The 21,525-nt window shown below is 70.7% G+C and carries 28 protein-coding genes; 13 read left to right on the forward strand and 15 right to left on the reverse strand.

Annotated elements, in window-relative coordinates; genetic code table 11:
- Nucleotides 1-70 precede the first annotated feature (70 nt).
- Entirely contained in the window at nucleotides 71-946 is an 876-nt protein-coding gene (locus tag ACYVF7_RS59055) for an oxidoreductase (protein WP_460357566.1), read from the reverse strand.
- Between the two features lie 93 nt (nucleotides 947-1,039).
- Here ACYVF7_RS59055 and ACYVF7_RS59060 point away from each other — a divergent pair, with 93 nt between their 5' ends.
- Nucleotides 1,040-1,708, forward strand: coding sequence for a DNA-binding response regulator (locus ACYVF7_RS59060; protein ID WP_460357568.1), 669 nt, complete (start codon nucleotides 1,040-1,042; stop codon nucleotides 1,706-1,708).
- Between the two features lie 23 nt (nucleotides 1,709-1,731).
- Here the strand turns inward: ACYVF7_RS59060 and ACYVF7_RS59065 are convergent, their stop codons facing one another.
- The 4 genes from ACYVF7_RS59065 to ACYVF7_RS59080 form a co-directional block, all read right to left on the reverse strand.
- On the reverse strand, nucleotides 1,732-2,628 hold the full coding sequence (locus ACYVF7_RS59065; RefSeq protein ID WP_460357569.1) for a hypothetical protein: 897 nt from the start codon (nucleotides 2,626-2,628) through the stop codon (nucleotides 1,732-1,734).
- A gap of 1 nt (nucleotide 2,629) precedes the next feature.
- Nucleotides 2,630-3,157 carry a SigE family RNA polymerase sigma factor gene (locus tag ACYVF7_RS59070; RefSeq protein ID WP_460357571.1) on the reverse strand — a complete coding sequence of 176 codons (528 nt, stop codon included), beginning with the start codon at nucleotides 3,155-3,157 and terminating at the stop codon, nucleotides 2,630-2,632.
- A gap of 103 nt (nucleotides 3,158-3,260) precedes the next feature.
- On the reverse strand, nucleotides 3,261-4,073 hold the full coding sequence (locus ACYVF7_RS59075) for an inositol monophosphatase family protein (RefSeq protein WP_460357572.1): 813 nt from the start codon (nucleotides 4,071-4,073) through the stop codon (nucleotides 3,261-3,263).
- Nucleotides 4,070-4,882, reverse strand: coding sequence for a DUF5919 domain-containing protein (locus ACYVF7_RS59080; protein ID WP_460357575.1), 813 nt, complete (start codon nucleotides 4,880-4,882; stop codon nucleotides 4,070-4,072). Before ACYVF7_RS59080 ends, ACYVF7_RS59075 begins: the two co-directional genes overlap by 4 nt.
- Nucleotides 4,883-5,128: 246 nt before the next feature.
- Between ACYVF7_RS59080 and ACYVF7_RS59085 the strand changes: the two genes are divergently transcribed.
- Complete coding sequence (locus tag ACYVF7_RS59085) at nucleotides 5,129-5,425, forward strand: hypothetical protein (RefSeq protein WP_460357578.1); 297 nt, start codon at nucleotides 5,129-5,131, stop codon at nucleotides 5,423-5,425.
- Between the two features lie 21 nt (nucleotides 5,426-5,446).
- Here the strand turns inward: ACYVF7_RS59085 and ACYVF7_RS59090 are convergent, their stop codons facing one another.
- On the reverse strand, nucleotides 5,447-6,367 hold the full coding sequence (locus tag ACYVF7_RS59090; protein ID WP_460357580.1) for a serine protein kinase RIO: 921 nt from the start codon (nucleotides 6,365-6,367) through the stop codon (nucleotides 5,447-5,449).
- Nucleotides 6,368-6,565: 198 nt separating this feature from the next.
- Between ACYVF7_RS59090 and ACYVF7_RS59095 the strand changes: the two genes are divergently transcribed.
- Genes ACYVF7_RS59095 through ACYVF7_RS59105 form a run of 3 tightly spaced genes read left to right on the forward strand, consistent with a single transcriptional unit; the run spans nucleotide 6,566 to nucleotide 7,817 of the window.
- A complete protein-coding gene (locus tag ACYVF7_RS59095) occupies nucleotides 6,566-6,928 on the forward strand; it encodes an ArsR/SmtB family transcription factor (protein WP_460357583.1) in 363 nt (120 codons plus the stop codon).
- Entirely contained in the window at nucleotides 6,925-7,320 is a 396-nt protein-coding gene (locus tag ACYVF7_RS59100) for an arsenate reductase ArsC (RefSeq protein WP_460357585.1), read from the forward strand. The genes ACYVF7_RS59095 and ACYVF7_RS59100 overlap by 4 nt, the downstream gene beginning before the upstream one ends.
- Complete coding sequence (locus ACYVF7_RS59105) at nucleotides 7,317-7,817, forward strand: GNAT family N-acetyltransferase (protein WP_460357588.1); 501 nt, start codon at nucleotides 7,317-7,319, stop codon at nucleotides 7,815-7,817. Before ACYVF7_RS59100 ends, ACYVF7_RS59105 begins: the two co-directional genes overlap by 4 nt.
- Nucleotides 7,818-7,822: 5 nt before the next feature.
- On the opposite strand, the gene hemC is transcribed toward ACYVF7_RS59105, so the two are convergent.
- From hemC to ACYVF7_RS59120, 3 genes are all read right to left on the reverse strand, one after another.
- A complete protein-coding gene (gene hemC, locus ACYVF7_RS59110; protein WP_460357590.1) occupies nucleotides 7,823-8,788 on the reverse strand; it encodes a hydroxymethylbilane synthase in 966 nt (321 codons plus the stop codon).
- Between the two features lie 251 nt (nucleotides 8,789-9,039).
- Entirely contained in the window at nucleotides 9,040-9,330 is a 291-nt protein-coding gene (locus tag ACYVF7_RS59115) for a hypothetical protein (protein WP_460357592.1), read from the reverse strand.
- Nucleotides 9,327-9,512 (reverse strand): hypothetical protein, encoded by a 186-nt coding sequence (locus ACYVF7_RS59120; protein ID WP_460357594.1) that lies wholly within the window; start codon nucleotides 9,510-9,512, stop codon nucleotides 9,327-9,329. The genes ACYVF7_RS59115 and ACYVF7_RS59120 overlap by 4 nt, the downstream gene beginning before the upstream one ends.
- Nucleotides 9,513-9,630: 118 nt before the next feature.
- Here ACYVF7_RS59120 and ACYVF7_RS59125 point away from each other — a divergent pair, with 118 nt between their 5' ends.
- Both ACYVF7_RS59125 and ACYVF7_RS59130 read left to right on the forward strand, forming a co-directional pair.
- Nucleotides 9,631-9,933, forward strand: coding sequence for a hypothetical protein (locus tag ACYVF7_RS59125; RefSeq protein WP_460357595.1), 303 nt, complete (start codon nucleotides 9,631-9,633; stop codon nucleotides 9,931-9,933).
- 151 nt (nucleotides 9,934-10,084) lie between these two features.
- Nucleotides 10,085-10,849, forward strand: a complete 765-nt coding sequence (locus ACYVF7_RS59130; protein WP_460357597.1) for an AfsR/SARP family transcriptional regulator — start codon at nucleotides 10,085-10,087, stop codon at nucleotides 10,847-10,849.
- Here the strand turns inward: ACYVF7_RS59130 and ACYVF7_RS59135 are convergent.
- Both ACYVF7_RS59135 and ACYVF7_RS59140 read right to left on the reverse strand, forming a co-directional pair.
- A complete protein-coding gene (locus ACYVF7_RS59135; RefSeq protein WP_460357599.1) occupies nucleotides 10,808-11,812 on the reverse strand; it encodes a hypothetical protein in 1,005 nt (334 codons plus the stop codon). The two genes, ACYVF7_RS59130 and ACYVF7_RS59135, sit on opposite strands and share 42 nt — an antisense overlap.
- Nucleotides 11,809-13,236, reverse strand: a complete 1,428-nt coding sequence (locus tag ACYVF7_RS59140; RefSeq protein WP_460357600.1) for a phenylacetate--CoA ligase family protein — start codon at nucleotides 13,234-13,236, stop codon at nucleotides 11,809-11,811. The genes ACYVF7_RS59135 and ACYVF7_RS59140 overlap by 4 nt, the downstream gene beginning before the upstream one ends.
- 415 nt (nucleotides 13,237-13,651) lie before the next feature.
- On the opposite strand from ACYVF7_RS59140, the gene ACYVF7_RS59145 reads away from it, so the two are divergent.
- From ACYVF7_RS59145 to ACYVF7_RS59155, 3 genes are all read left to right on the forward strand, one after another.
- Entirely contained in the window at nucleotides 13,652-14,164 is a 513-nt protein-coding gene (locus tag ACYVF7_RS59145; RefSeq protein WP_460357602.1) for a SigE family RNA polymerase sigma factor, read from the forward strand.
- On the forward strand, nucleotides 14,161-14,994 hold the full coding sequence (locus tag ACYVF7_RS59150; RefSeq protein ID WP_460357605.1) for a hypothetical protein: 834 nt from the start codon (nucleotides 14,161-14,163) through the stop codon (nucleotides 14,992-14,994). The genes ACYVF7_RS59145 and ACYVF7_RS59150 overlap by 4 nt, the downstream gene beginning before the upstream one ends.
- An 88-nt stretch (nucleotides 14,995-15,082) precedes the next feature.
- Nucleotides 15,083-15,478, forward strand: a complete 396-nt coding sequence (locus ACYVF7_RS59155; protein WP_460357607.1) for a VOC family protein — start codon at nucleotides 15,083-15,085, stop codon at nucleotides 15,476-15,478.
- 13 nt (nucleotides 15,479-15,491) lie between these two features.
- On the opposite strand, the gene ACYVF7_RS59160 is transcribed toward ACYVF7_RS59155, so the two are convergent.
- Complete coding sequence (locus ACYVF7_RS59160) at nucleotides 15,492-15,815, reverse strand: TetR family transcriptional regulator C-terminal domain-containing protein (RefSeq protein WP_460357610.1); 324 nt, start codon at nucleotides 15,813-15,815, stop codon at nucleotides 15,492-15,494.
- 74 nt (nucleotides 15,816-15,889) lie between these two features.
- Nucleotides 15,890-16,816 (reverse strand): RNA polymerase sigma-70 factor, encoded by a 927-nt coding sequence (locus tag ACYVF7_RS59165; protein WP_460357614.1) that lies wholly within the window; start codon nucleotides 16,814-16,816, stop codon nucleotides 15,890-15,892.
- Between the two features lie 202 nt (nucleotides 16,817-17,018).
- On the opposite strand from ACYVF7_RS59165, the gene ACYVF7_RS59170 reads away from it, so the two are divergent.
- From ACYVF7_RS59170 to ACYVF7_RS59180, 3 genes are all read left to right on the forward strand, one after another.
- Nucleotides 17,019-17,504: a carboxymuconolactone decarboxylase family protein gene (locus tag ACYVF7_RS59170; RefSeq protein ID WP_460357617.1), complete on the forward strand. Its 486-nt coding sequence runs from the start codon at nucleotides 17,019-17,021 to the stop codon at nucleotides 17,502-17,504.
- 131 nt (nucleotides 17,505-17,635) lie between these two features.
- Nucleotides 17,636-18,130, forward strand: a complete 495-nt coding sequence (locus tag ACYVF7_RS59175) for a cupin domain-containing protein (protein ID WP_460357620.1) — start codon at nucleotides 17,636-17,638, stop codon at nucleotides 18,128-18,130.
- 70 nt (nucleotides 18,131-18,200) lie between these two features.
- Nucleotides 18,201-18,857: a class I SAM-dependent DNA methyltransferase gene (locus ACYVF7_RS59180; RefSeq protein WP_460357622.1), complete on the forward strand. Its 657-nt coding sequence runs from the start codon at nucleotides 18,201-18,203 to the stop codon at nucleotides 18,855-18,857.
- Nucleotides 18,858-18,886: 29 nt separating this feature from the next.
- Here the strand turns inward: ACYVF7_RS59180 and ACYVF7_RS59185 are convergent, their stop codons facing one another.
- Nucleotides 18,887-20,329 carry a DUF4153 domain-containing protein gene (locus tag ACYVF7_RS59185; RefSeq protein WP_460357625.1) on the reverse strand — a complete coding sequence of 481 codons (1,443 nt, stop codon included), beginning with the start codon at nucleotides 20,327-20,329 and terminating at the stop codon, nucleotides 18,887-18,889.
- 164 nt (nucleotides 20,330-20,493) lie between these two features.
- Nucleotides 20,494-21,525 (reverse strand): HAMP domain-containing sensor histidine kinase, encoded by a 1,032-nt coding sequence (locus ACYVF7_RS59190; RefSeq protein WP_460358618.1) that lies wholly within the window; start codon nucleotides 21,523-21,525, stop codon nucleotides 20,494-20,496.

Consider the following 21,525-nt stretch of genomic DNA (forward strand, 5'->3'; position numbering starts at 1 on the left):
GTCGGTCAGCCCCACAGGAATAAATCTATGCCGCGGTGAGGCGCGCTGTATGGCAGATCACCACCGGGGTTCACGCGGTCAGTTCGGCGAGGTCCTCGTCGGTGAGGTGGATCCCGGCGGCTCCGACGTTCTCCTCCAGGTGGTCGAGCGAGCCGGTGCCGGGGATGGCGAGCAGCACGGGAGAGGTCGCCAGGAGCCAGGCCAGGGCCACCTGTTCGGGCGTGGCCTGGTGGCGGGCCCCGACCTTCGCGAGCCGGTCCCGGTCGAGCGGCCGGTCGCCGCCGCCGAGCGGGAAGTACGGCACGAACGCCACGCCGAGGTCCTCGCACTGCGCGAGCAGCCCGCCGTCGGCGCCGTGCTGGACGTGGAAGTGGTTCTGCACCGCCGTGACCGGGGCGATCGAGCGGGCCTCGGCGAACTGCGCGGCGTCCACGTGGCTGACGCCCAGATGGCGGATCAGTCCCTCCTCGCGCAGCCCGGCCAGGACCTCGAACCGCTCGCCGATCGACTCTCCGCCGGGGGGCGTGAGGCCGCCGACCCGCAGGTAGACCAGGTCCAGGCGGTCCAGGCCGAGCCGTCGCAGGTCCTCCTCGACCAGGCCGCGCAGCTGATCGGGGCTCGCCTGGCCGCTGGGGATCCCGTCCGGTCCCCGGAGCGGCCCGACCTTCGTCGCGATGACCAGGTCGTCGGCGTACGGGGACAGCGCCTCGCGGATCAGCTCGTGGGCGCGTACGTCACCGCGCTCGTAGAAGCCGGCCGTGTCGATGTGGTTCACGCCCAGCCGCACCGCGCGGCGCAGCACCGCGATCCCGGTCTCGGGGTCACGAACCGGACCCTGGAAGGTGCCCGTGGGAAGCCGCATCGCGCCGAAACCGAGCCGGTTGACGCGCAGGTCCCCGCCGATGAGGAAGTCGCCGCCCGCGGCGGCCGTCACGTTCGTCGTCATGTCTCCACCCTGACGCCGCCCTCCGGCCCGGGGCCAACGGCTGGCAGCAAGCTGCCATTGCCGGGCCGCGCCGGGATCGGGAGACTAGGTGGGGTGACGAACGACCAGGTCATCACGGTCTGCGGCGAGCGTGAGCTCACTGCCCGGACCGCCCGTCTGTTCACCGGCGTGACGTCGGAGTTCATCTGCGCGGCCACCGGCATGGACACCTGGTCGCACCGCGACACCCGCGAGGCGATCGCCGTCCGGATGCGTTCGACGCTCGCCGAGAACGAGGTGACGGTCCGTAAGCTGTACACGCCCGCCGCGCTGGCGAATGAGGAGCAGCGAGATCACCTGCTCGCGGTCGCGGGCATGGGCGCGCGGGTACGCATCTGCGCCACGGGCCTGCCGCACGAGACGATCATCATCGACCGGCGGGTCATGATCCTCGCGGGCACCGTCGTGGCCGGCGACCGGGAGTTCACCGTCACCACGTCGCCGGCTCTCATCAGCGGTGTTCTGTCCCTGTTCGAGGCCACTTGGGAGGCCGCGACCGAGCTCGCCGCGTATCTGCACCGCGACCCGCCCCAGGTGGACGCGGAGGGCAGGCGCATCCTGCAGGCGCTCGGCGACGGGCTCACCGACGAGGCCGCCGCGCGGCGGCTGGGGCTCTCGCTGCGGACGTACCGGCGGCGCGTGGCCGAGCTGATGCGGCTGCTGGGATCCGAGTCCCGGTTCCAGGCCGGTGTGCACGCCGGCGAGCTGGGCCTCATCCCCTGACCGGTACCTGCGCCGGTCGTGGATCACGGGCGCGCCAGCTCGGCATCGATCATGGTGCGCACCGTCGTCAGAACACGTCCGGCCCGGTCATACGCCCGGACGATCAGCGGCTTCCGCCCGCTCAGAGCCTTGACCGGACCGGGCTTTACGATCCGCCATGCGAAGAATCCGTGCGACACGGCGGCGTCGCTGGTCCGCCCGTCCGGCATGGTGAAGGTCACCCGGGCGACGTCCGGCCGGACGCGTCCGGCGATGTGCTGTTCCAGGCCCTTGGCGGCGACACCGTGCTCACTCAGGCCGTGACCGTCGATCGTGTCGACCTGCTGCTCGTCGAGGGAGATCGGCCCGGTGAAGGCGGAGAGTCCTGGCTGCCAGGCGTTCGCGGTCTGATGAGAGAACCCATCGACGCCCCTCGGCCGGCCACGAGGGTCGAGGCTGCACGTTCGTTGAGCGACGCTGCTGCCGAGAAGCACGAGTCGCCCAAAAGAGTCCTGGTAGGTGGCCAGAACCCGGAAGTCGGCGACGTGGGTCCCTGGCCCCGTCATATTCCCCGGACTGGCGGGGTCGGCGGTGATGTCGAGGATGTCCGGATCCCCGACCATGCACGCGCGGACCACGGCGAGCTCGGCCGCCGTGTTCGGCGGAAGGGTCACGTGACGGGTCGGGCCGTCGGACGCCACGGGGCGCGTCGTCATCCCGGAACCACCATGACCGTCGCCGCCGAGCACGACCGGCGTCAGCGACACCGCGACGACGCCCACGGCCGCCACGGCGATTCCGGCGCCGATCCGCCTGTGGCGCCGGCGGTCCGCGCCGCGCAGGGCACGCTCGGCCAGCCGCTCGCCGATCGGCTCGGCGTCCCCGGCGCGGCCCGCCATCCGGTGCAGGGTGTCCTTGAGAGCCTCGTCCTGCCTGGTCATGTCAGCTCCTCGTCGATTCACGCGCGGGCTCCTCGGTCAGGGCGGCGAAGTCGGGCACCAGTTCCCGCAGGCGGGCCAGCGCGCGGTGCGTCTGGCTGCGCACCGTGCCGACCGAACAGCCCATCAGCCTCGCGACGTCCGCCTCCGGGAGGTCCTCGAAGTACCGGAGGACGATGGCGACCCGTCGGCGCGGCGGCAGGGTCATCAGCGCGCGCTCCAGAGCGAGCCGCAGATCGATCTCCTCGCTCGGGTCGCGTACGGGACGCTCGGGCACGGTCGCGGCGACGGATTCGCGGCGCCACCGCGGACTGCGCCAGCGGCCCACCTGCTCGTGGTACATGACCTTGCGGACGTACGCCTCGGGGCTGTCGCGCACGCTTCCCCAGCGGCCGGCCGTCTTGGTCAACGCGCTCTGGAGCAGATCCTCGGCGGCGTGCCGGTCGCCGGTGAGCACGTACGCGAGCCGCAGCAGGCTCGGTGTCCGCGCCGTGACGAACTCGGTGAACTGCCGACGCGCCTCATGGTTCACGGGACTCCTCTCGTCCTGTCATGTCCGTAGACGCGAAAGGAGCCCGTCACTATGCTCGCCGCCGTTCCAGCGACGAGTCACCGGCTGCGGGCAGGCGGCAGGTTCAGATCGATGCCAGGTCCTGTCGGGCACGCGCGATCAGCGCGCTGATCTGTTCGGCGACGCCGGGCGCGGCGGCGATGGTGGCGGTCGAGGTGGCCATGTGCTCGCTGCCGTCGTGGTCGACCACGGTGGCTCCGGCCTCGCGGGCGATGACGACGCCCGCCGCGGTGTCCCACGGCTTGTTCGACATGCTCACGCTGACGTCCAGCCTGCCCTCGGCGACCCAGGCCAGGTCGATGGCGGAGGAGCCGAGCATCCGCACCCGCTGGACCTCGGCGGCCAGGGCGGCGGTCAGGGCGAGCCGCAGGCGGTTCTTCTCCTCGGCGTCCGGCCCGACCGCGTAGTCGCCAACGGCCACGATGGCGTCGTGCAGCGCGCTCGTCGCGCTCGCCGTGATGCGCCGCTCTCCGACGTGGGCGCCGGCGTGCTCGACGGCGGAGTAGCGGGTGCCGAGGAACGGCAGGTCGATCACTCCGAGGACGGCGCGGCTCCGGTGGAGCAGGCCCAGGGAGACACCGCAGAGCGGGAGTCCGTGGACGAAGTTGGCCGTACCGTCGATCGGGTCGAGCGCCCACAGCAGGTCCCCGCCGCCGTCGCCGGTGACCCCTTCCTCCTCCCCGAGGATGGGCACGGCGGGCGCGCGTTCGCGCAGGTACGCCCGTACGGCGCGCTCGACGGCGTAGTCGAGGTCGCTGGCCATGTCCCGGTCGCCCTTGGCGGTGAGCAGGCCGGGTGCCCGGGAGCGGATGAGGTCGGCGGCGATCGTGACGGCGTCGAGAGCGACGGGCAGCAGCGCTCCGACTGACGTCGTCATACCGGCCGACTCCGTTCCGACAATTCGCGATAAATCTGCTCAAAGGTGTTATACAACCCCACTCCGCCAGGGTCACGGCGGAGCAGAAACGTCGGCGAGTCGACACCGCGGGCCTGGGGCAGGTACGGCTGCATCACACACGTCGCTGCGTCGATCAGGACGAGGCCGAATCGGATGGTCTCGTCGTAGACGGCGAGTGACAGGCGGTCGCGGGCCTCGGCCGGCAGGCGGTCGCGTACGCGGGCCAGGACCTCGATGTTCAGTTTGGTGAGCGTGGACAGGTAGTGGTCGGTGTAGCCCTCTTCGCACTCCCGCGCCTTGATGGCGTCGCCGTCCGGATCGAGGAATAGGCACTCCAGCCGCGTGCCGCTCTCGACGAGCCGGCGCAGCCGCTGGTCCGGATACTGCTGACAGAGGAGGTTGAGCGACAGCCCGGCCGCCCTGATGTCCGTCGCGTCGTCGAACATCACCTGCGGCGGCATGGCGTAGGTGAACTCCGCCCGAGTGCTGAAGACGGCGGCCACACCGGCCAGCGGCAGACCCGGACCGTCCGAGGCGACGAGCGGGAGGGGACCGCCGGCCGTCCGGGGGACGCCGTCACAGGGCAGGAGGTCGTTCGACCACGGCCCGAACAGCTGGTCGGCGGTCCACCCTGGGAACATGGTCTCCAGGACGCGGCAGTGATCGGTGTAGGGCAGCCGTTTGAGCCCGCCGGAGATCCAGCGGTGCAGCTGCGCGCGGCTCGGGGCGGTGCCGACGAGGTCGCGATCGACCTTCCTGGCGGCATTCTCGTACGCGGCACGAAACATCCCATACCGCATTAATTGCCGCTGTTGCACCAGAATTCGGAGCAAAGTGGGCTGCCGTTCTGCACTTTCATCCACAGGGCCAGCCTAGCCAGCATTTATCCCCCCGACGAGACAAATCCGAGACGGAGACAAGACATTGGCGTTGAAAAAGCGCCTTGCATGGCATCGAGACGAAACACCAATAAGAAGGATGCTATGACCGGCGGGTGAGACAGCTGTTCCCGGGGGCGTTGGAGGGCTGCGGCGGTGTACGCCGATCACAGTGAAAAAGTGCGGCTTCTCGTTTCCTTGTGCCGTGAACTGGCCAGACTCGGGCTGCCTTCGATGATGAGCGATGCCAGGCCGGCACTGTCGGTGCACGGCGGCCCCATGGATCCCCGAGTGTGGATATCCGTGAGCGCGTGCGGCGAATTCTACGAATGGTGCCCGTGGTCCGGAGATCGACTACCGGCCACGGACCCGGAAACGGCCGCCGAACGCATCGCGGCACACCTGCGCACCGACGTCGACCGTTATGCGACCCCGGCCGAACACTCGTCATGATCGGGCCGGCGTCCGGTCCGGTTAGAACACCATCGAGAGTAGATCGGCGAACAGTTCCTGCTCGTCGACCTCCAGGCCGCGGTTGGTGAACCAGGTGGCCATGTTGTGGCAGTCGCGCATCAGGAAGTCCATGCCCTTGGGATTGCCGACGATGTCGACCACCTGCGGGAGGTCGATCATCACGATCCGTTCCCCCTGGGCGAGGACGTTGTACGGCGACAGGTCGCCGTGCGCCAGCCCGGCGCGGGCCAGCTCACGCATTCCGCCGCGGAGCTGCTCGAAGTACAGGTCGAGCAGTTCCTTCGGCGGCCGGACCTGGGCGAGCCGTGGCGCGGCACCGCCCTCGCCGTCGTCGATGAACTCCATCAGCAGCTCGGTCCCGTCCACCTGCACGGGGTACGGCACCGGAACCCCGGCCGTCCAGAGCCGGCCCAGGGCATCCCATTCGGCGTACGCCCACTGGCCGGCCGCGACACTGCGCCCGTGCGCGGTCTTCTTCGCCATCGCCCGGCTGTCCCGGCTGTTGCGGGTACGGCGGCCTTCGACGTACGCCGTACTGCGGTGGAAGGACCGGTGTTCCTCGGTGCGGTACCGCTTCGCGGCCAGCAGCGAGGACTTCGCCGGGTTGTCGCCGATGGCTTCGACGGCCCGTTCGAGCAGGAAGACGTCCGCTTCCTTACCGGTTTTGAGGACGCCGAGCTCGGTATCGATCGCAGCCTGTTCCGTCACAACCCACGAGGGGCGTGGTTCCGGGCCGCGAGAGCCGCGCTCGACGTCCAGCCAGGTGGTCCACCGCTGATCCGGCCCCAGCTCCTCGTCGATCGAGTGGAACTGGAGGACATACGCGTCGGCCGGATCTGGTCGGGACCCGTCGCTGGTGAAATCGGCCCAGCGGGAGTCAAGGTCGGAGTCGGTATCAGAGCGTTCGTACTCGGAAGACAACGGAGGTGCTCCTGAACGGTGAGGTGGGACTGACGCGGACATGCCGCAGCACAGTGATGGCCATCCGTCAGCCCTCCTTAGGTCCAGGCAGCGCTCGCCGCCGCTCGGTCATCCCACGATGCCCGCCGTACCAGGAACCTCGCAACGTATTTACCGCGGTCGGCACCGCGCACTAAATGCGGATGTCAACATAGACGTGTGTCGAAACAAGAGCTGCCGGTCCTCGGCCAGGACTGCTGCACGCCGATGGTCCACGAGCCGCTGGGCGAACAGGATGCCGCCGAGCTGGCGCGGATGTTCAAGGCCCTGTCGGACCCGATCCGGCTGCGGCTGCTGTCTCTGATCGCCTCCCGCCAGGGCGGAGAGGTGTGCGTGTGCGATCTGACCGGCCCGTTCGACGTGTCCCAGCCGACCATCTCCCACCACCTGAAAGTGCTGCGAGAGGCCGGTCTCGTCGGTTCTGAGCGGCGCGGGACGTGGGTGTACTACCGGGTGCTCCCGGCCGCTCTGACCCGGCTGTCCGCCCTGCTCCGAACGCCTGCCGTTGGAGCGGACGCATGAGCACCAGCGTGCTGTTCGTCTGCGTGCACAACGCCGGACGCTCGCAGATGGCCGCCGCGTTCCTCACCCATCTGGCCGGCGACAAGGTCGAGGTCCGCTCGGCCGGATCCGCCCCCGCCGAGACCGTGAATCCGGCCGTGGTCGCGGCCATGCGCGAAGTCGGCATCGACATCTCGGCCGAGACCCCGAAGGTGCTCACCACCGATGCCGTACGGTCCTCCGACGTGGTGATCACCATGGGATGCGGGGACACGTGCCCGGTCTTCCCCGGCAAGCGCTACCTGGACTGGCAGCTCGACGACCCCGCCGGCCAGGGGGTCGCCGCCGTCCGCCCGATCCGCGACGAGATCGAACGCCGTGTCCGCGGCCTGCTGATCGAGATATCCGCGTGAACGCCCCGGCCCGGATCACGGCCATGCGGTCGGAGCACGCGGCCGAAGTCCTGGAGATCTACCAGCTCGGCATCGACAGCGGTGACGCCACGTTCGAGACGACCGCCCCCACCTGGGAGGCCTTCGACGCCGCCAAACTGCCCGAGCACCGCCTGGTCGCCGTGGACGACAACGGGCGGGTGCTGGGCTGGACCGCCGTGGTGCCGGTCTCCGACCGCTGCGCCTACGCCGGAGTCGTCGAGCACTCCGTCTACGTCCACCCCGACGCCCAAGGCCGGGGAATCGGCCAGGCCCTGCTCACCGCCCTGCTCGCCGCAACGGACGCCGCCGGGATCTGGACCGTGCAATCCGGCATCTTCCCGGAGAACACCGCCAGCCTCGCCCTCCACGCCAAGGCCGGTTTCCGGGTCATCGGCACCCGCGAGCGCATCGGCCGCCACCACGGTCACTGGCGCGACGTCGTCCTCATCGAACGCCGAAGCCCGACCGTACGGTAAGTCGCTCAGTGTGAGATGCCCGCGATGATGTCCCGGGCGCCCTTGCGGACGAGCGTCGCGGCGACGTACGCGCCGAGCTCGGCCGCGCGGTCGGGCTTGTCCCACTCGTGGGCGTAGGCGAACGTGCCGCCCTCCGGAGAGAACACCGTGCCGATCAGCGAAAGCCGCCCGTCGCCGGTGGTGGTGCAGTGCCCCGCGATCGGCGAATTGCAGTGACCTTGCAGGTCGTGCAGCATCGTGCGCTCGGCCGTCACGTGCGTGCGCGTCTCGGCGTGGTCCAGCAGCCGTACGAGCTCCATGACATCGGTGTCGGCGGTCCGACACTGGACGCCGATGACACCGGCACCGACGGCCGGGCACATCATCTCCAGCGGCAGCACCTGCCCGACACGGTCTTCCATGCCGATACGGCTTAGCCCGGCCCGAGCGAGGATCATCGCGTCGAATTGCTGCTCGGCGTCGAACCGGGCGAAGCGGGAGTTGACGTTGCCCCGGATCCGGTCGATGCGCAGATCCGGTCGCACCCGCAGAAGCTGCGCCTTGCGCCGCACCGCGCTGGTGGCGACCCGCGCGCCGGCCGGAAGCTCGTCGATGCTGCGGTACGGCGAGCCTGCGGGGAAGACGACGACGTCGTGAGCGTCGTCCCGCTCCAGATAGGCGGCGAACGTCGTGCCCTCGGGCAGCGGGACGTCGCCGGGCACGTCCTTCATGCAGTGGACCGCGATGTCGACGCCGCCCGACAGCAGGTGGCGGTCGATCTCCTTCACGAACGCGCTCTTGCCGCCGAGCTCGGCAAGATCTCCTTGCCAGCGGTCCCCGGAGGTCTGGACACCAACGATCTCGACTTCGAGCCCGTCGACCAGGCCGATGAGCAGATCGCGAACCTGGTTCGCCTGAACCAAGGCCATCGGCGAGTTCCGCGAACCAATACGAATCCGGGATTCGGGCAGCACCCGACCAAGGTAGGCCATCCGTCTGGTGAAGACGTCCCGGGGGGCCGCCGAGCCCGTCCCCTCAAACGGACCCGGCGGCGGTGTCCCGACACCGGCTCAGGGCAGGGGCCGGAACGTGTTGGAGCGGGCCGCTGGGGAGCGCGAGCTCCCCGGTCGTCATCTCGCGCTGCGACCCGGCGGCCCGCCCGAGCCCGTACGGTCCTCCTCGGGGGTACGACGGCCGTACGGGGGTGTGGTTGCAGGCGCGCTCGACCATCGGGGCGGTCTGCTCATGCGATCGTCGCCTGCCGCCCGTATGCGGCGGCGAGTTCGATCTCCCGGCAACGCCGCAGCAGCCGTGCCGGATCGCGGTCGTAGATGACGGTGGGCTCCGCGCCGAACCTGGCCAGGGCGGTGTACTCGCGTCGCCACCAGCACCACATCACCAGCCAATCCGGCGCAGCAGCCTGGATCGCGGCGACATCCTGGGGCGTCGGATCCGCAACAACCGCATGCCGGACCGGATAACGCCCCGGTTCGGCCGATTGGAGACCCAACAGCCGGCGGATACCCGCGATCACTGCTCGGCCCGGGCAGACTCGATGACGCGGAGGACGTTCGCCAGGCGGCGGGCCGCTTCCTCGACGTCCGCCACAGGCACCATTGGCTCGTATTCGGGTGGCGCGCCACGGGTCGGCCCGGACCACTGCCAGTGCCACCACAGTCCGCCCTGATGTTCACGTACGACGATCGGCTGCGTCATCCGTGTATCGCCAGGATTCCGAACCTCGACGACGCCGTCTGAGCGGACCTCTACGTTCAGGCCGCGCCCCAAACCCGAGCATGAGACCGACGTCGCCGACGCGGGGACCCTGGACACGGTGTTCCGAGCGCTTGGCCTTGAGCATCTCGTCACCTTCGAGAAGCGATGCGCCAACTACCGATTCACCGCGCACGACCGCGAGATGCTCGCAACCGTCGTCACGGTGCCGGAGCTCGCCGGCACATTCATCGAACTCGAGACCATGGCCGACGAGGCGGACGTCGGTGCCGCGCTCGACGATGTTCGGGCAGTCCTGCGGGAACTCGGCGTCGACGACGGCGACTTGACCACCGAGCAATACACCGACGCGGTCATGCGCGCTCGAGGCCGAACAGAAAAGGCGCCGCCAGGTCGGGCATGAGCGTCGCGCACTGACGTCGGACGCTGCGTGACCCGGCCGAACGCTCTTCGTGAGCGGGGGTGACGGGCCTCCGTTACGCAGCTACGTTAACGATCATGGTTGTGATCGTGCTTGGCCGCTTAAGTGGCGTGCATGAGAGATCAGACATCCGGTGAGCCAGGGTTTGGGTGAGTCGCGACCCCGGTTCCTGGTCCTCGGCGGGTTGGAGATTCAGGTGGCGGGCGAGCTCACCGGTATTCGCCAGCCGAAACGGCGGGCGTTGCTGGCGGCGCTGCTGATCCGGCCCGGCCGGGTCGTGCCGACCCGTTCGCTGATCCGGGCGGTGTGGCCGGAAGGGCCGCCGGCCTCTCACCGGTCGAACCTTCGCACCCACATGCGCGAGTTACGTCGCCTGCTGGGTCCCGCCGGCGCCGTTCTGCGCACGCGGCCGCCCGGTTATGTGCTCGCCGTGGAACCGCCCGACCTCGACGCGTACGACTTCGCGACGGCGGTCGGTGAAGGGCGCGCGGCGTACGCTCGGGGCGACTTCTCGACCGCCATCACCCGCTACGAAGGAGCACTCGACCGCTGGCGCGGTGACGCGTACGAGGACGTGCCGCGCTGGCCCGAGCTGGACAACGAGATCGCGGTGCTCGCCGAGCAACGGCTGATCGCCATCGAGGACCTGGGTGAAGCCCGCCTGTCGGCGGGGCTCCACGAGGAACTCGTGGCGGACATGCGGGCGCTCGTGACCGTCCACCCGCTGCGGGAGCGGCTGCACGGGCAGCTCATGGTGGCGCTGTACCGGTCCGGGCGGCAGGGCGACGCGGTCGACGCCTACCACCAGGCGCGGACCGTCCTGGCGAACGAACTCGGCGTCGAGCCGCATCCGGAGTTACGCCGACTGCACGCGGCCATGCTGCGCGGTGAGGTCTAGGGCCGTGACGGGGACCTCGGCGATGCCGGTTTCGCGGGCCGCCCGCCGGGCCGCTCCCGGCGAGTCGCCGCGGCCGACGACCTCGCCCTCGTGCAGGGCGATCCAGGTCCCCTCGCCCTCGCCGTGCGCTGCCCGCAGTGCCGCCTCGAGCGGGGCGCGCACGGGAACGACGACGGGGGCGCGCCGGCGCCAGTACAGGTGCTGGGCGACGATGAGCAGCCCGAGCGGCGTGAGCAGCGGTATCCAGGTGATCGCGCCGGAGGCGAATCCGGCGAACACCGCCGCCATCAGGAGCACGTCGACCACGACCGCGCAGATCCCGGCGACCCGCCCGTACGACTTGAGCGCGACGAGGGGCCAGAGCGTCAGCATGAGCGTGTCGCCCAGCCCGATCATGATCGGCCCGGGGGCGTACCGGGCCGCCAGCATCGGGGCGAACGGGATGCCGTCGACCAGGTGCATGAAGTGCGCGGTCACCGAGGTGAGGCCGGTCGCCACCGTGTCGTACACCACCAGCGCGGCGGCCAGCCCGGCGACGAGGGACGGCTTCATCGCGGCCTGTACCCACATGTTGGTCACCCCGGCGGCCACGATGACGAGCGCGCCGTCGTTCACCACCATCAGTGCGGTGGACCAGCCGGCGAAGTACGCGACGACCTCGAAGGCGCATACCAGTGTCGCCGCGGCCGTCGCGGTCTGGCCGCCGATGACGGGGGCGAGTGTGACCTGCAACCCGACGAACACGATCAGCCCGAACACCGTGCAGACGACCGCGGCCGGCATGTTGAGGTACGCGAACGGCATGACGACGAGCAGCACCACCATGATCACGATGTCGGATCGCACGAACAGTCCCGCGGGCGGCCGTGGCATTCGCACCTTGGCCAGGTAGCCGACGGCCAGGCCGATGGTGACCAGCACGGTGGCGTCCAGGGCGAGGGCGCCCCACAGCTCGTGGTTCACACGCGTCTCCCGGCGGTGTGGAAGGTGTGCTCGCGCAGGTCGGCGCGGACGCGGCAGGGTGTGGGAAGGTCGGCCGGGTCCTCGACCAGGACCACCCCGGACAGCGGAAGCGCCAGGTCGGCCACCCGCCCCTCCAGCCGGGCCAGCAGCGTACGGGAGGCCCGCTCGGCGACCACGTGCAGCACGGTCCCGCCGGAGTCCTCCTTCAGCGCGTACCGCGTCGGCAGTGGCAGTGTGCGCTCCGCCTGCAGGAGTTCGAGCACGTCCCTGGTGGTCAGGTCCGAACCGGTCACGCGCCCGAGGGGCCGCGAGGTCGCGGGCACGGCCGCCATCTCACAGTCCAGCTTCTCCGCCTCGGGCAGCACGCGGACCAGGTCGCCGGTCACGTACCGCAGCAGCGTCGTGGTGTCCCGGTACGACAGGTACGGCGTGACGGTCAGGGAGCCGACGGCTCCGGGCGCGGCCGGTTCGAGGGTCGCCGGGTCCAGCACCTCGACGTATCCCAGGTCGACCGGCAGGTGCAGGTGGTCGTGCGCGCAGACCTGGCCGGCCACCGGGATGATCTCGGTCATCGAGTAGCCGTCGACGACGGGCGCGTCGAACAGCTCGCGTACCCGGTCCCGCAGCGCGTCAGTGAGGATCTCCCCGCCTACGTGGATCTCCTGGAGCCCGAAGTCGGCGGCGGTCCAGCCGTCCCGTTCGGCCTCCTGGACGAGCGCCGCCAGGTACGAGGGCGTCGTGTTGAGGTGAGTGATCTGCGGACGCTTGCCGGGCAGGTGCATGGGGGTGGCGAGCCGGTCGAGCGCGATCCGTGGGTCGACCGGCCCGATCGGCACATAGCCGGCGCCCGTCATCGGGACGGAGCGTTCCGCCACGTACTGGGCGATGGAGCGCGTCGTGATGCAGTTGGCCAAGACGTGTTCGGTACGCAGGCCCGTGACGAGCATGAACGCCAGCGCGCCGGTCGCCGCCGTGAGCTCCAGCTCGTACTGCGAGAACCACACCGTGGTGGGGATGCCCGTGGTGCCCGTCGTCTGCGCCGCCACGGCCGGCCGTGCCGCGTCCGACACGAACGCCGACGGCATGCTCCGCAGCGCGTTCTTCGGCGTCGGCGGGATGCTCGCGATCGTGTCCGGCGTCACGGACGCCGGGTCGACGCCGGTCCGCTCGAACAGGTCCCGGTAGTACGGCGTGTGCCGGGCGGCGTTGCGTACCGTGCGGCGCAGCCGCCGTAGGGTGAGGTTCGCCTGGACCTGCGGATCGGGCGCGGTGAGCATGTCACTGGCCCCGTCGCCGGCGGAGCCGAACTCCTGCAGCGTCGCGCGCATGTCATCGGCGAGGGCCAGGACGTCACCGACCCGGAACCGGCGGCCCGACAGCATCGACCAGGCGAAACCCAACTGCCGTATACCCGTGGTGAACACCGCTGCTCCAGGTCATGGCCGGGGGAGAATGGAGCCCTCTCCGAGAGCGGGCGAACGCTCCCGGAGAGAGCGACACACCAGGTCAGCCGGCGACGCTCGTGAACAGCACTGCCGACAGGGCACTGACCGTGTACTTCGCGTACGCACGCACCGTCTTGATCATGGGAACCCTCCTCTGCCCCGAGGTGGCCGGGGCGGCCGCCCTCGAGATCGACTGTGCGGTCAGGGGGCACATTAGGCCGTACATTTCACCTACATCCGGCGCACATCGGCAGGCGGCACCGGTGGCCTCCCGCGTTGACCGCGAGCCTGGACATCCGGGCCGCGATCGCCCCCGTACGGTCGCCCGGCCCGGCGCCGAAAAAACCGGCGGCGGGCCGCCAACCCTTTTCCCGGCCTGCCGCGTTTGATGGGCGTGAGTGACACGACGAAGGACCTCACCTACGCCGCCTTCGTGGAGGCGGCCTGGAGCCGTCACCTCGGGGTCGCCACGCTGCTGACCGGAAACCCGCACCAGGCCGAGGAACTCCTGCAGGACTGCCTGGTCAAGCTCTACGTCCGGTGGCGGCGCGTGGCCGCCGGAGACCCGGACGCGTACCTGCGGCGCATGCTGGTCAACGGGAACGTCAGCTGGTGGAGGCGGCGAAGGCGGGAGCTGCTCACCGCGCAGACACCGGACCGGATCGACCCGGCCTCCGCGCCGCGCGAACCGAACGAGGAACTGCGGCGCGCGCTCCTCGCCCTCTCACATCAGCAGCGGACGATCGTCGTCCTTCGCTACTTCGAGGACCTGACGGAGAAGTCGGTCGCGGCGGCCCTGGGCTGCACCGTCGGCACCGTCAAGAACCAGCACCACCGCGCCATCAGACGGCTGCGCGAACTGCTGCGCCACCTGGACCCCCGACAGAACACGGAGATCACACGATGACCATGGAACGAGAAGAACTCTCGACGGCCCTGCGCTCGCTGGCAGGACAGGACGGCGACTCGGCCGCGCCGGTCGCCGAACTGATCGAGCGCGGCCGCCGGGAGGAGCGAAAGCGCCGGGCGAGGATCGTCACCGCCGCGTCCGGTGTCGCGGCGGTAACGGCGATCACGGTCGGGATGGGCCTGTTGTCGAACGGCTCCTCTCCCGGCGACGGTTCGCACGGCACCGCCTCGTCCCAGCCGACCCTGCAGCTGGCAGCGGCCGCGGAGTCCACCTCGCGCACCAGTTACCAGGTGGCCATCACGTACACGGTCTCCCAGGCGAAGCGGAAGGACCGCCCCGAGCACTATCAGGGTGCCTTCGACCCGGTGGCCCACCGCGGATACCTGCGGATGAAGATCGCCCCGGCGCGCTCCATGGAATTCCGCTTCATCGGCGACGAGGCGTACGTGCAGCGCGGCGCCAAGTGGACGCGTCTGGACGCCGCCGGCGCCATCGTTGGCCCGCGCGGCGCTCTCCCCCTGACGGAGATCCTGACGTCAGGCCCGAAATCGCTGCTCAAGGCGCTGGACGCCGCCGGGAGCGTCACCCGGGCGGGCAACGGCCGGTACATGTTCGCGTACGTGGGCAAGAAGTCCGCCGGCGGTGAACCCGGCGGCAACAAGGTCACCGGCACCGTGGTGGTGGCCGGCCAGAAGGTCAAGCAGATCACGACGCAGACGACCCTGGTCGGCCCCGACCCGAAGATCGCCGACCGAGACCCGGTCACGCGCACCATGGTGATCGACTTCTCCGGCTACGGCAGCCCGGTGAACGTTCGGCATCCCTGACGCCGACCGCCAGGCCGCACCGGCCGATGCCGGTGCGGCCTCCCATTCGTCCAAGCCTGGTGTCTGGCCGTCCTGGCACGGTCCGGGGATGACGAAGAATGCACTTTCCGGCGTACGACCCCAGCCGATGGTCGCGGTCGCGGACGTCGAGCAGGCCGGTCGCTGGTACCAGGACGTCCTCGGCGCCACCAGCGGTCACGGTGGCCCGGAGTACGAGCAACTGCTGGTCGACGGGACGATGATCATGCAGCTGCACCGGCTCGAGGTCGGGCACCACCACGGGGCCATCGCGGACCCCGACCGGCCGCTCGGCAACGGTGTCGCCCTGTGGTTCGAGATCCCCGCCTTCGACGCCGCCGTGGAGCGCATCCGGCGGATGGACGCGCGCGTCGTCACCGACGTGCACCTCAACCCGAACGCCGGTCACCGCGAGATCTGGCTCCGCGACCTCGACGGCTACCTCGTCGTCATCGCCGAGCCGTGATCCGCCGAGGCGGTCAGGTCCTCGCCTCGGCGCCGCCCGCTCCGAGGCCGGCCGCGACCGTCCGGACGGCGTCGAGGAGGTCGCGGCCGGAGGGGACGTTCGCCGGGTCGGCCATCGCCTGGGCCGCCAGCCCGCTCAGCATGGCCTGGTAGAAGGCCCCGACGGTCAGTGCGGTCTCCTCGTCCCCTTCGTGGCCGAAGAGCCCGGCCAGCGCCAGGCGGGCGGGCCGGGTCGCGTCGGCGAAGCTCTCGCGCAGGGCCGGGTCGCGCTGGAGGTGGGCGAGCAGTTCGAACTGGACGGCCCACAGCGGACCGGTCGTGGCGAAGGACAGGACCACCTTGTCCCAGGTCGCCGCGAAGCGGGTGGCCGGATCGGCGTCGGAGGCGGCCTCCTTGGCGAGTCCCCTGCGGCTCAGCGGGTCACGGCGGTCTCTCGCTCGACGCGTGACAGCTTCTCGGGATTGCGGACGGCGTAGAGCCCGGTGATGAGGCCGTCGTCGACGCGCACCGCCATGACGGTGTCGATCTCGCCGTCGATCCGGATGATCAACGCCGGGTGGCCGTTGAGCCGGGTCGGCTGCAGCGACGCCACGGCGGAGATCCGGCCCAGCACGGGGGCCACCGTGTCGGCTCCCACGACAGGTGCCAGCGCGGCCTGCACGATCCCGCCACCGTCGGTCAGCAGGACGACGTCCGGCGCGAGGATGTCGAGCAGGCGCTGAAGATCGCCCGTTTCGACCGCCCGCTGGAAGGCCTCGAGCGCGTCTCGGGTCTCCGCCGGGGAGACGATCCCGCGTGGTCGGCGCGCTGCGACGTGTGTCCGGGCCCGGTGCGCGATCTGGCGGACCGCGGCCGGGGTTTTGTCGACGGCTTCGGCGATCTCGTCGTAGTCCAGGTCGAACACCTCGCGCAGGACGAACACCGCCCGCTCGGTCGGCGCGAGCGTCTCCAGTACCAGCAGCATCGCCATCGAGACGCTGTCGGCCAACTCCACGTCCTCGGCCACATCCGGCGCGGTCAGCAACGGCTCTGGCAGCCAGGGGCCGACGTAGGACTCCTTGCGGCGGCGGAGCGTACGCAGCCGGCCCAGCGCCTGACGGGTGGTGATCCGGACCAGGAACGAACGCGGATCCCGCACGGTGGCCAGATCGACGCCCGCCCACCGCATCCAGGTCTCCTGCAGGACGTCTTCGGCGTCGGCGGCCGAGCCGAGCATCTCGTACGCGACGGTGAACAGCAGGTTGCGGTGGGCGAGGAACCCCTCAGTGGCGGCGTCCATCCGGCCCCCCTGGTCCGGCGGCTCGACCGAACCGGTCGTTCGGTCCTCGCGCTCGCTCATATCGGCCTCCCGCCTGTTCACTGTCGACCGTGTCACACGCACAAGACGCCGGTCCCCGCCGCTTTGTGACACCCACGATCGGTGGCGCACGTCACACCGCCGCTTCTGTCACAGGAAGCGGGTCGCCGGCATCTCCATGGTCGTCAGGACGCCGCGCGAACGATCCACGCGGCACGCGACACAAGCGAGTGAGGACGAAGCCATGGCACCCCGGATGAACCTGAACGCCACCGAGCTCGGCGCCAAGCTTGGCAAGCGGTTCTACAACGTCAGTCTGGCGATCGAGCAGTCGTCGCTGCCCAAGACCACCCAGGACCTGGTGATGCTGCGCGCCAGCCAGATCAACGGCTGCGGCTTCTGCGTCGACTACCACACCAAGGACGCCGCGGCCGCCGGTGAGACCGCGGTCCGGCTCAACCTGGTCGCCGCCTGGCGCCATTCCACCGTGTTCACCGAGGCCGAGCGGGCCGCGCTGGCGCTCGCCGAGGAGGGTACCCGGCTCGCCGACGCCTACCCGGGCGTGTCCGACGAGACCTGGGCCCAGGTGCGCGAGCACTACGACGAGGATCAGATCATCGCGCTGGCCTACCTGGTCGCCATGATCAACGCGGCCAACCGGCTCGGCGTGATCGTGCACAACCAGGGCGGTTCCTACGAGCCCGGCATGTTCGCCAGTATGGCGAACTGATCAGCAGCCCGATCGCGGCCCGGCCCAGGATCACTCGATCCGGGCCGGGCAGGCGGCCATGGCAAGGACGCTGTCGGCGTCGCGTGCGCGCGGCCCGGCAGCCGGTAAGAGTGATCGGCGAGGAGGCCGGCATGTCGTACCCGAAGGAGCTCTTCCACGGGGACAAGGGCGAGGTCAACGGCAGGTTGTGGAAGGGCGGCTCCGCGCCCGACCTGAGGATCGGCGGGCGTTCGAACGTGCACTATCTGGCCACCGGCGAATCCACCGGCGGGCAGTACGGGCTCTACCGGTGGGACATGGGAGGCGAGCCCGGCCGCGGCGGCCCGGGGGCGCACTTCCACCGGACGATGTCGGAGTCGTTCTTCGTCCTGTCCGGCACGGTCGCGCTCTACGACGGCGAACACTGGGTCAACGCCACGCCGGGCGACTTCCTCTTCGTCCCGCCGGGCGGGATCCACGCGTTCGACAACCCGGAGGGGCCCGCCTCGATGCTGGTCCTGTTCGCCCCCGGGGCGCCACGCGAGGCCTACTTCGAGGAACTGGCGGAGATCGTGGCGAGCGGACGGCAGCTCAGCGAGGAGGAGTGGACCGACCTCTACCACCGCCACGACCAGTACATGGTCTGAGCAGGCAGCCGATACCGCCGTTCTCGTGCGGCTTGAGACATGATCACGTGCCGCCATATGGTCGACGACCGTGACAACCCCCTCCTCACTCGACACCACCCGCGACGCGTACGACGCCGTCGCCGTCCTGTACGCCGAGACCTTCCCGACCGCGATGGACGACCATCCGGTGGACCGCTCGCTGATCGCCGGCTTCGCTGAGATGGTGCGGACCGACGGAGCCGGACCGGTCGCGGACCTGGGGTGCGGCCACGGCCGCATGACCGCCTACCTGGCGTCGCTCGGTGTCACCGCCTCCGGCGTCGACCTGTCGCCGACGATGATCGAGCTGGCCCGTCAGGCGAACCCCGACCTGCGGTTCGAAGTGGGGTCGATGACCGCCCTGGACATCGCGGACGGCACGCTCGCCGGCGTGCTCGCCTGGTACTCCATCATCCACACGCCACCGGAGGAGCTGCCGGTGATCTTCGCGGAGCTCGGCCGAGTGCTGGCCCCGGGCGGTCACCTGCTCCTCGGCTTCTTCGCGGCCGACGCCGACTCGCCGCACCCGGCGGAGCCGTTCGACCACAAGGTGTCCCTCGCCTACCGGCTGTCCATCGACCACGTCGCGGACCTGGCGCGGAAGGCCGGGCTGGAGGAGGTCGCCCGGCTGCGCCGCGAGCCGGGCGGGAACGAGAGGAGGTTCCAACAGGGGCGCCTCCTCGTCCGCAAGCCGGCGGAGTCGTAGCCCCGACCACGGCACCCGGCGGGCATGGGTCAGCAGGGCGACGACGGCTGGATCGGGTGCCGGCGGAGGAGGTCGCGCGCCTGGGCCCGGGAGAGGTTGAAGCGCGTCCACGAGTCGCCGTGCCGCAGGGATCCCGCGAGGTGGCGCAGGACGCAGGAGCGCTGCGGCTCGGGGAGGCGGTCGAGGGCCGGGACCGCGTCGGCGGACAGGCCGGCCAGGTACGGCAGGTCGGCGCTGCCGGTGTGCCGGAAGCGGTCCACGTTGTGGGCGGCGATGAACCCGTCGGGGTTGACCAGCCCCAGGGCCAGCAGGCCGGCGGCGCCGCCGACGGCCACCGCGCGGGGCAGCCAGGCCGCCTTCAGCCGGATCCCCGCGACGGCGACCAGGACGATGACCAGGCCCATCCACAGCTCGAAGGCGTGCACCCACAACCGGAGCCTCGTCCAGCCGTACGCCTGCTCGTAGAGGAACAGCCGGCGCAGCGCGACGGCCACGACCACGAGGGTCAGCGCGCACAGCAGGCCGAGCAGCGTACGGATGGTGACCCGGTCGGCCCGGCGCGCCACCGGGGCGTACCGGACCGCGACGGCCACGACGACGAGGACGAGCCCGGTCACGACCAGCAGTTGCCAGAAGCCCTGCCGCGCGTACTCCGCGTACGACAGGCCGGTCGAGCGCAGCAGCCGGTCCCGGTCCGATGCCAGGAGCACGTCGGCCTGGACCGCGACGAAGCCGAGGAACAGCAGGTCCAGCGCGACGATCGGGATGGCCCACGGCGTGCGGCCGATGTGCGAGGCCGCGGGAGGCCGGGCGAAGCGCGGCGGTGCCACGGTCAGGAACGCCCCGGTCAGGACGACGACGACACCCACGGCGAACATGAGGATCCGTACGATCAGCGACCACGCCCCGACGTCGGGGAGCAGCCCGGCGACGGCCCGGCCGAACGCGGCGTCCGCCGTCACGAACAACCCGCCGAACACCACGAGGAGCACGGCGGCGAGGAGCAGCGAGCCGACCACCGCCCCGGACGGCCGGCGTCCGGACCTTGCGACCGAGGCCACGCCGTGGCCCGCCCACGGCATCGAACGCGGGGCGGCCGGCACGAACGCGAGTCCCCCGCCGACCAGGTCGATCCAGGACCGTCCTCCGGTCACGGCGTACGACCCGAGCGGCACGGCCAGGGCGATCGCCAGCGCGACGATCCACCCCGCGTCGACGAGCACGGGCAACGCCGACAGCGCCAGCGTCAGCACCGCGAACAGGATCGACGTACGGTTCCGGCGGGCGACCGGGGCCAGGGCGGCGATCGCGGCGACACCGGCGAGCGGCACGTTCAGCCCAGGACGCCCGGGGAACAGCGCGGCGGCGAGCGCCCCGGCCACCGCCGCGCGGATCAGCAGCCCGGGCGACGCGGGCTGCGCCGGCCGACACCACTCCTTGACCAGCAGCGGGTCCCTCCGTGGGATGCGCACCCCACCGGTCGGGACAGGACTCGTGGCAGGCCAGTCCGGTGCCGGCCGGGCCGATGCGGGCGCGGCCGAAGGCGAGGCTGGTGCCGCCGGGGCCGCTGCGGGCGCCGCCCAGGAGGATTGGCCGGGTTCGGGGGAGTTCGGACGAGGATGGGACGGAGGCTCGGTCATGACGATCCCTGAGGAGGTTGCGGAAGTACGACGCGGATGAGGCAGCCGTGCGGAGAGTCGGCGACGGCGATGTCGCCGTCGTGCAGGTCGACCACCCAGCGGGCGATGGCCAGCCCGAGGCCGGTGCCGCCGCCGGAGGTACCGACCTGTGAGGCGGAGCCTCGGGAGAAGCGTTCGAAGACCTGCGCGCGGTCGGCGGCCGGAATGCCCGGCCCCTCGTCCTGCACCTCGAGGCGGAGCGCCTGGCCTCGCATGGCCGCCGTCACGGTGACGGCGCCACCGAACGGGCTGTGCCGCGCCGCGTTGTCGAGCAGGTTGGCGACGACCTGGTGCAGCCGGTCCCGGTCGGCGCGGACGACCAGCCCCGGCTCGGTCCGCACCACGAACACCGGGCCCGGCCGACCCACCTTGACCTCCCTGACGGCGGCCTCCAGGAAGGGGCCCATCTCGAAGCTCGTCAGGTCCAGGGAGACCGCGCCCGCCTCGACCCGGGACAGGTCGAGCAACTGCGTGACCAGGCGGCCCAGGCGTTCGATCTGCGCCAGGGCGCCCTCGATCACCTCCGGCTCGGCCGGGGTGACCCCGTCAGCGACGTTCTCCAGGATCGCCCGCAGCGCGGCGATCGGTGTTCGCAGCTCATGCGACACGTTGGCGACGAAGTCGCGGCGCTGGCGGTCGACCTCGGCGAGGTCGACCGCCATCCGGTTGAAGGCCCTGCCGAGTTCGCCGACCTCGTCCCGGGACGTCACGCGGACCCGGCGGCGGTAGTCGCCGCGTGCCATGGCCCGGGCGACGGCCGTCATCTCGCGCAACGGCGCCGTCATGCCGTGCGCCAGGATCTGGGTGATCACAACGGAGATCAGCAGCGCCACCGGCAGTGTGATCCGGCCGCGGAAGCCCAGGCCGTACCCCCACACCATCGTCAGCCCGCCGACGCAGCAGTTGCAGACGGCCAGCACCCCGAGCTTGATCTTGATCGATCGCATCGGGTCGAGGGGGCGCGGCAGCGCCGTCCACAGCCTGTGCAT

It is taken from the genome of Actinoallomurus acanthiterrae, assembly GCF_054775715.1.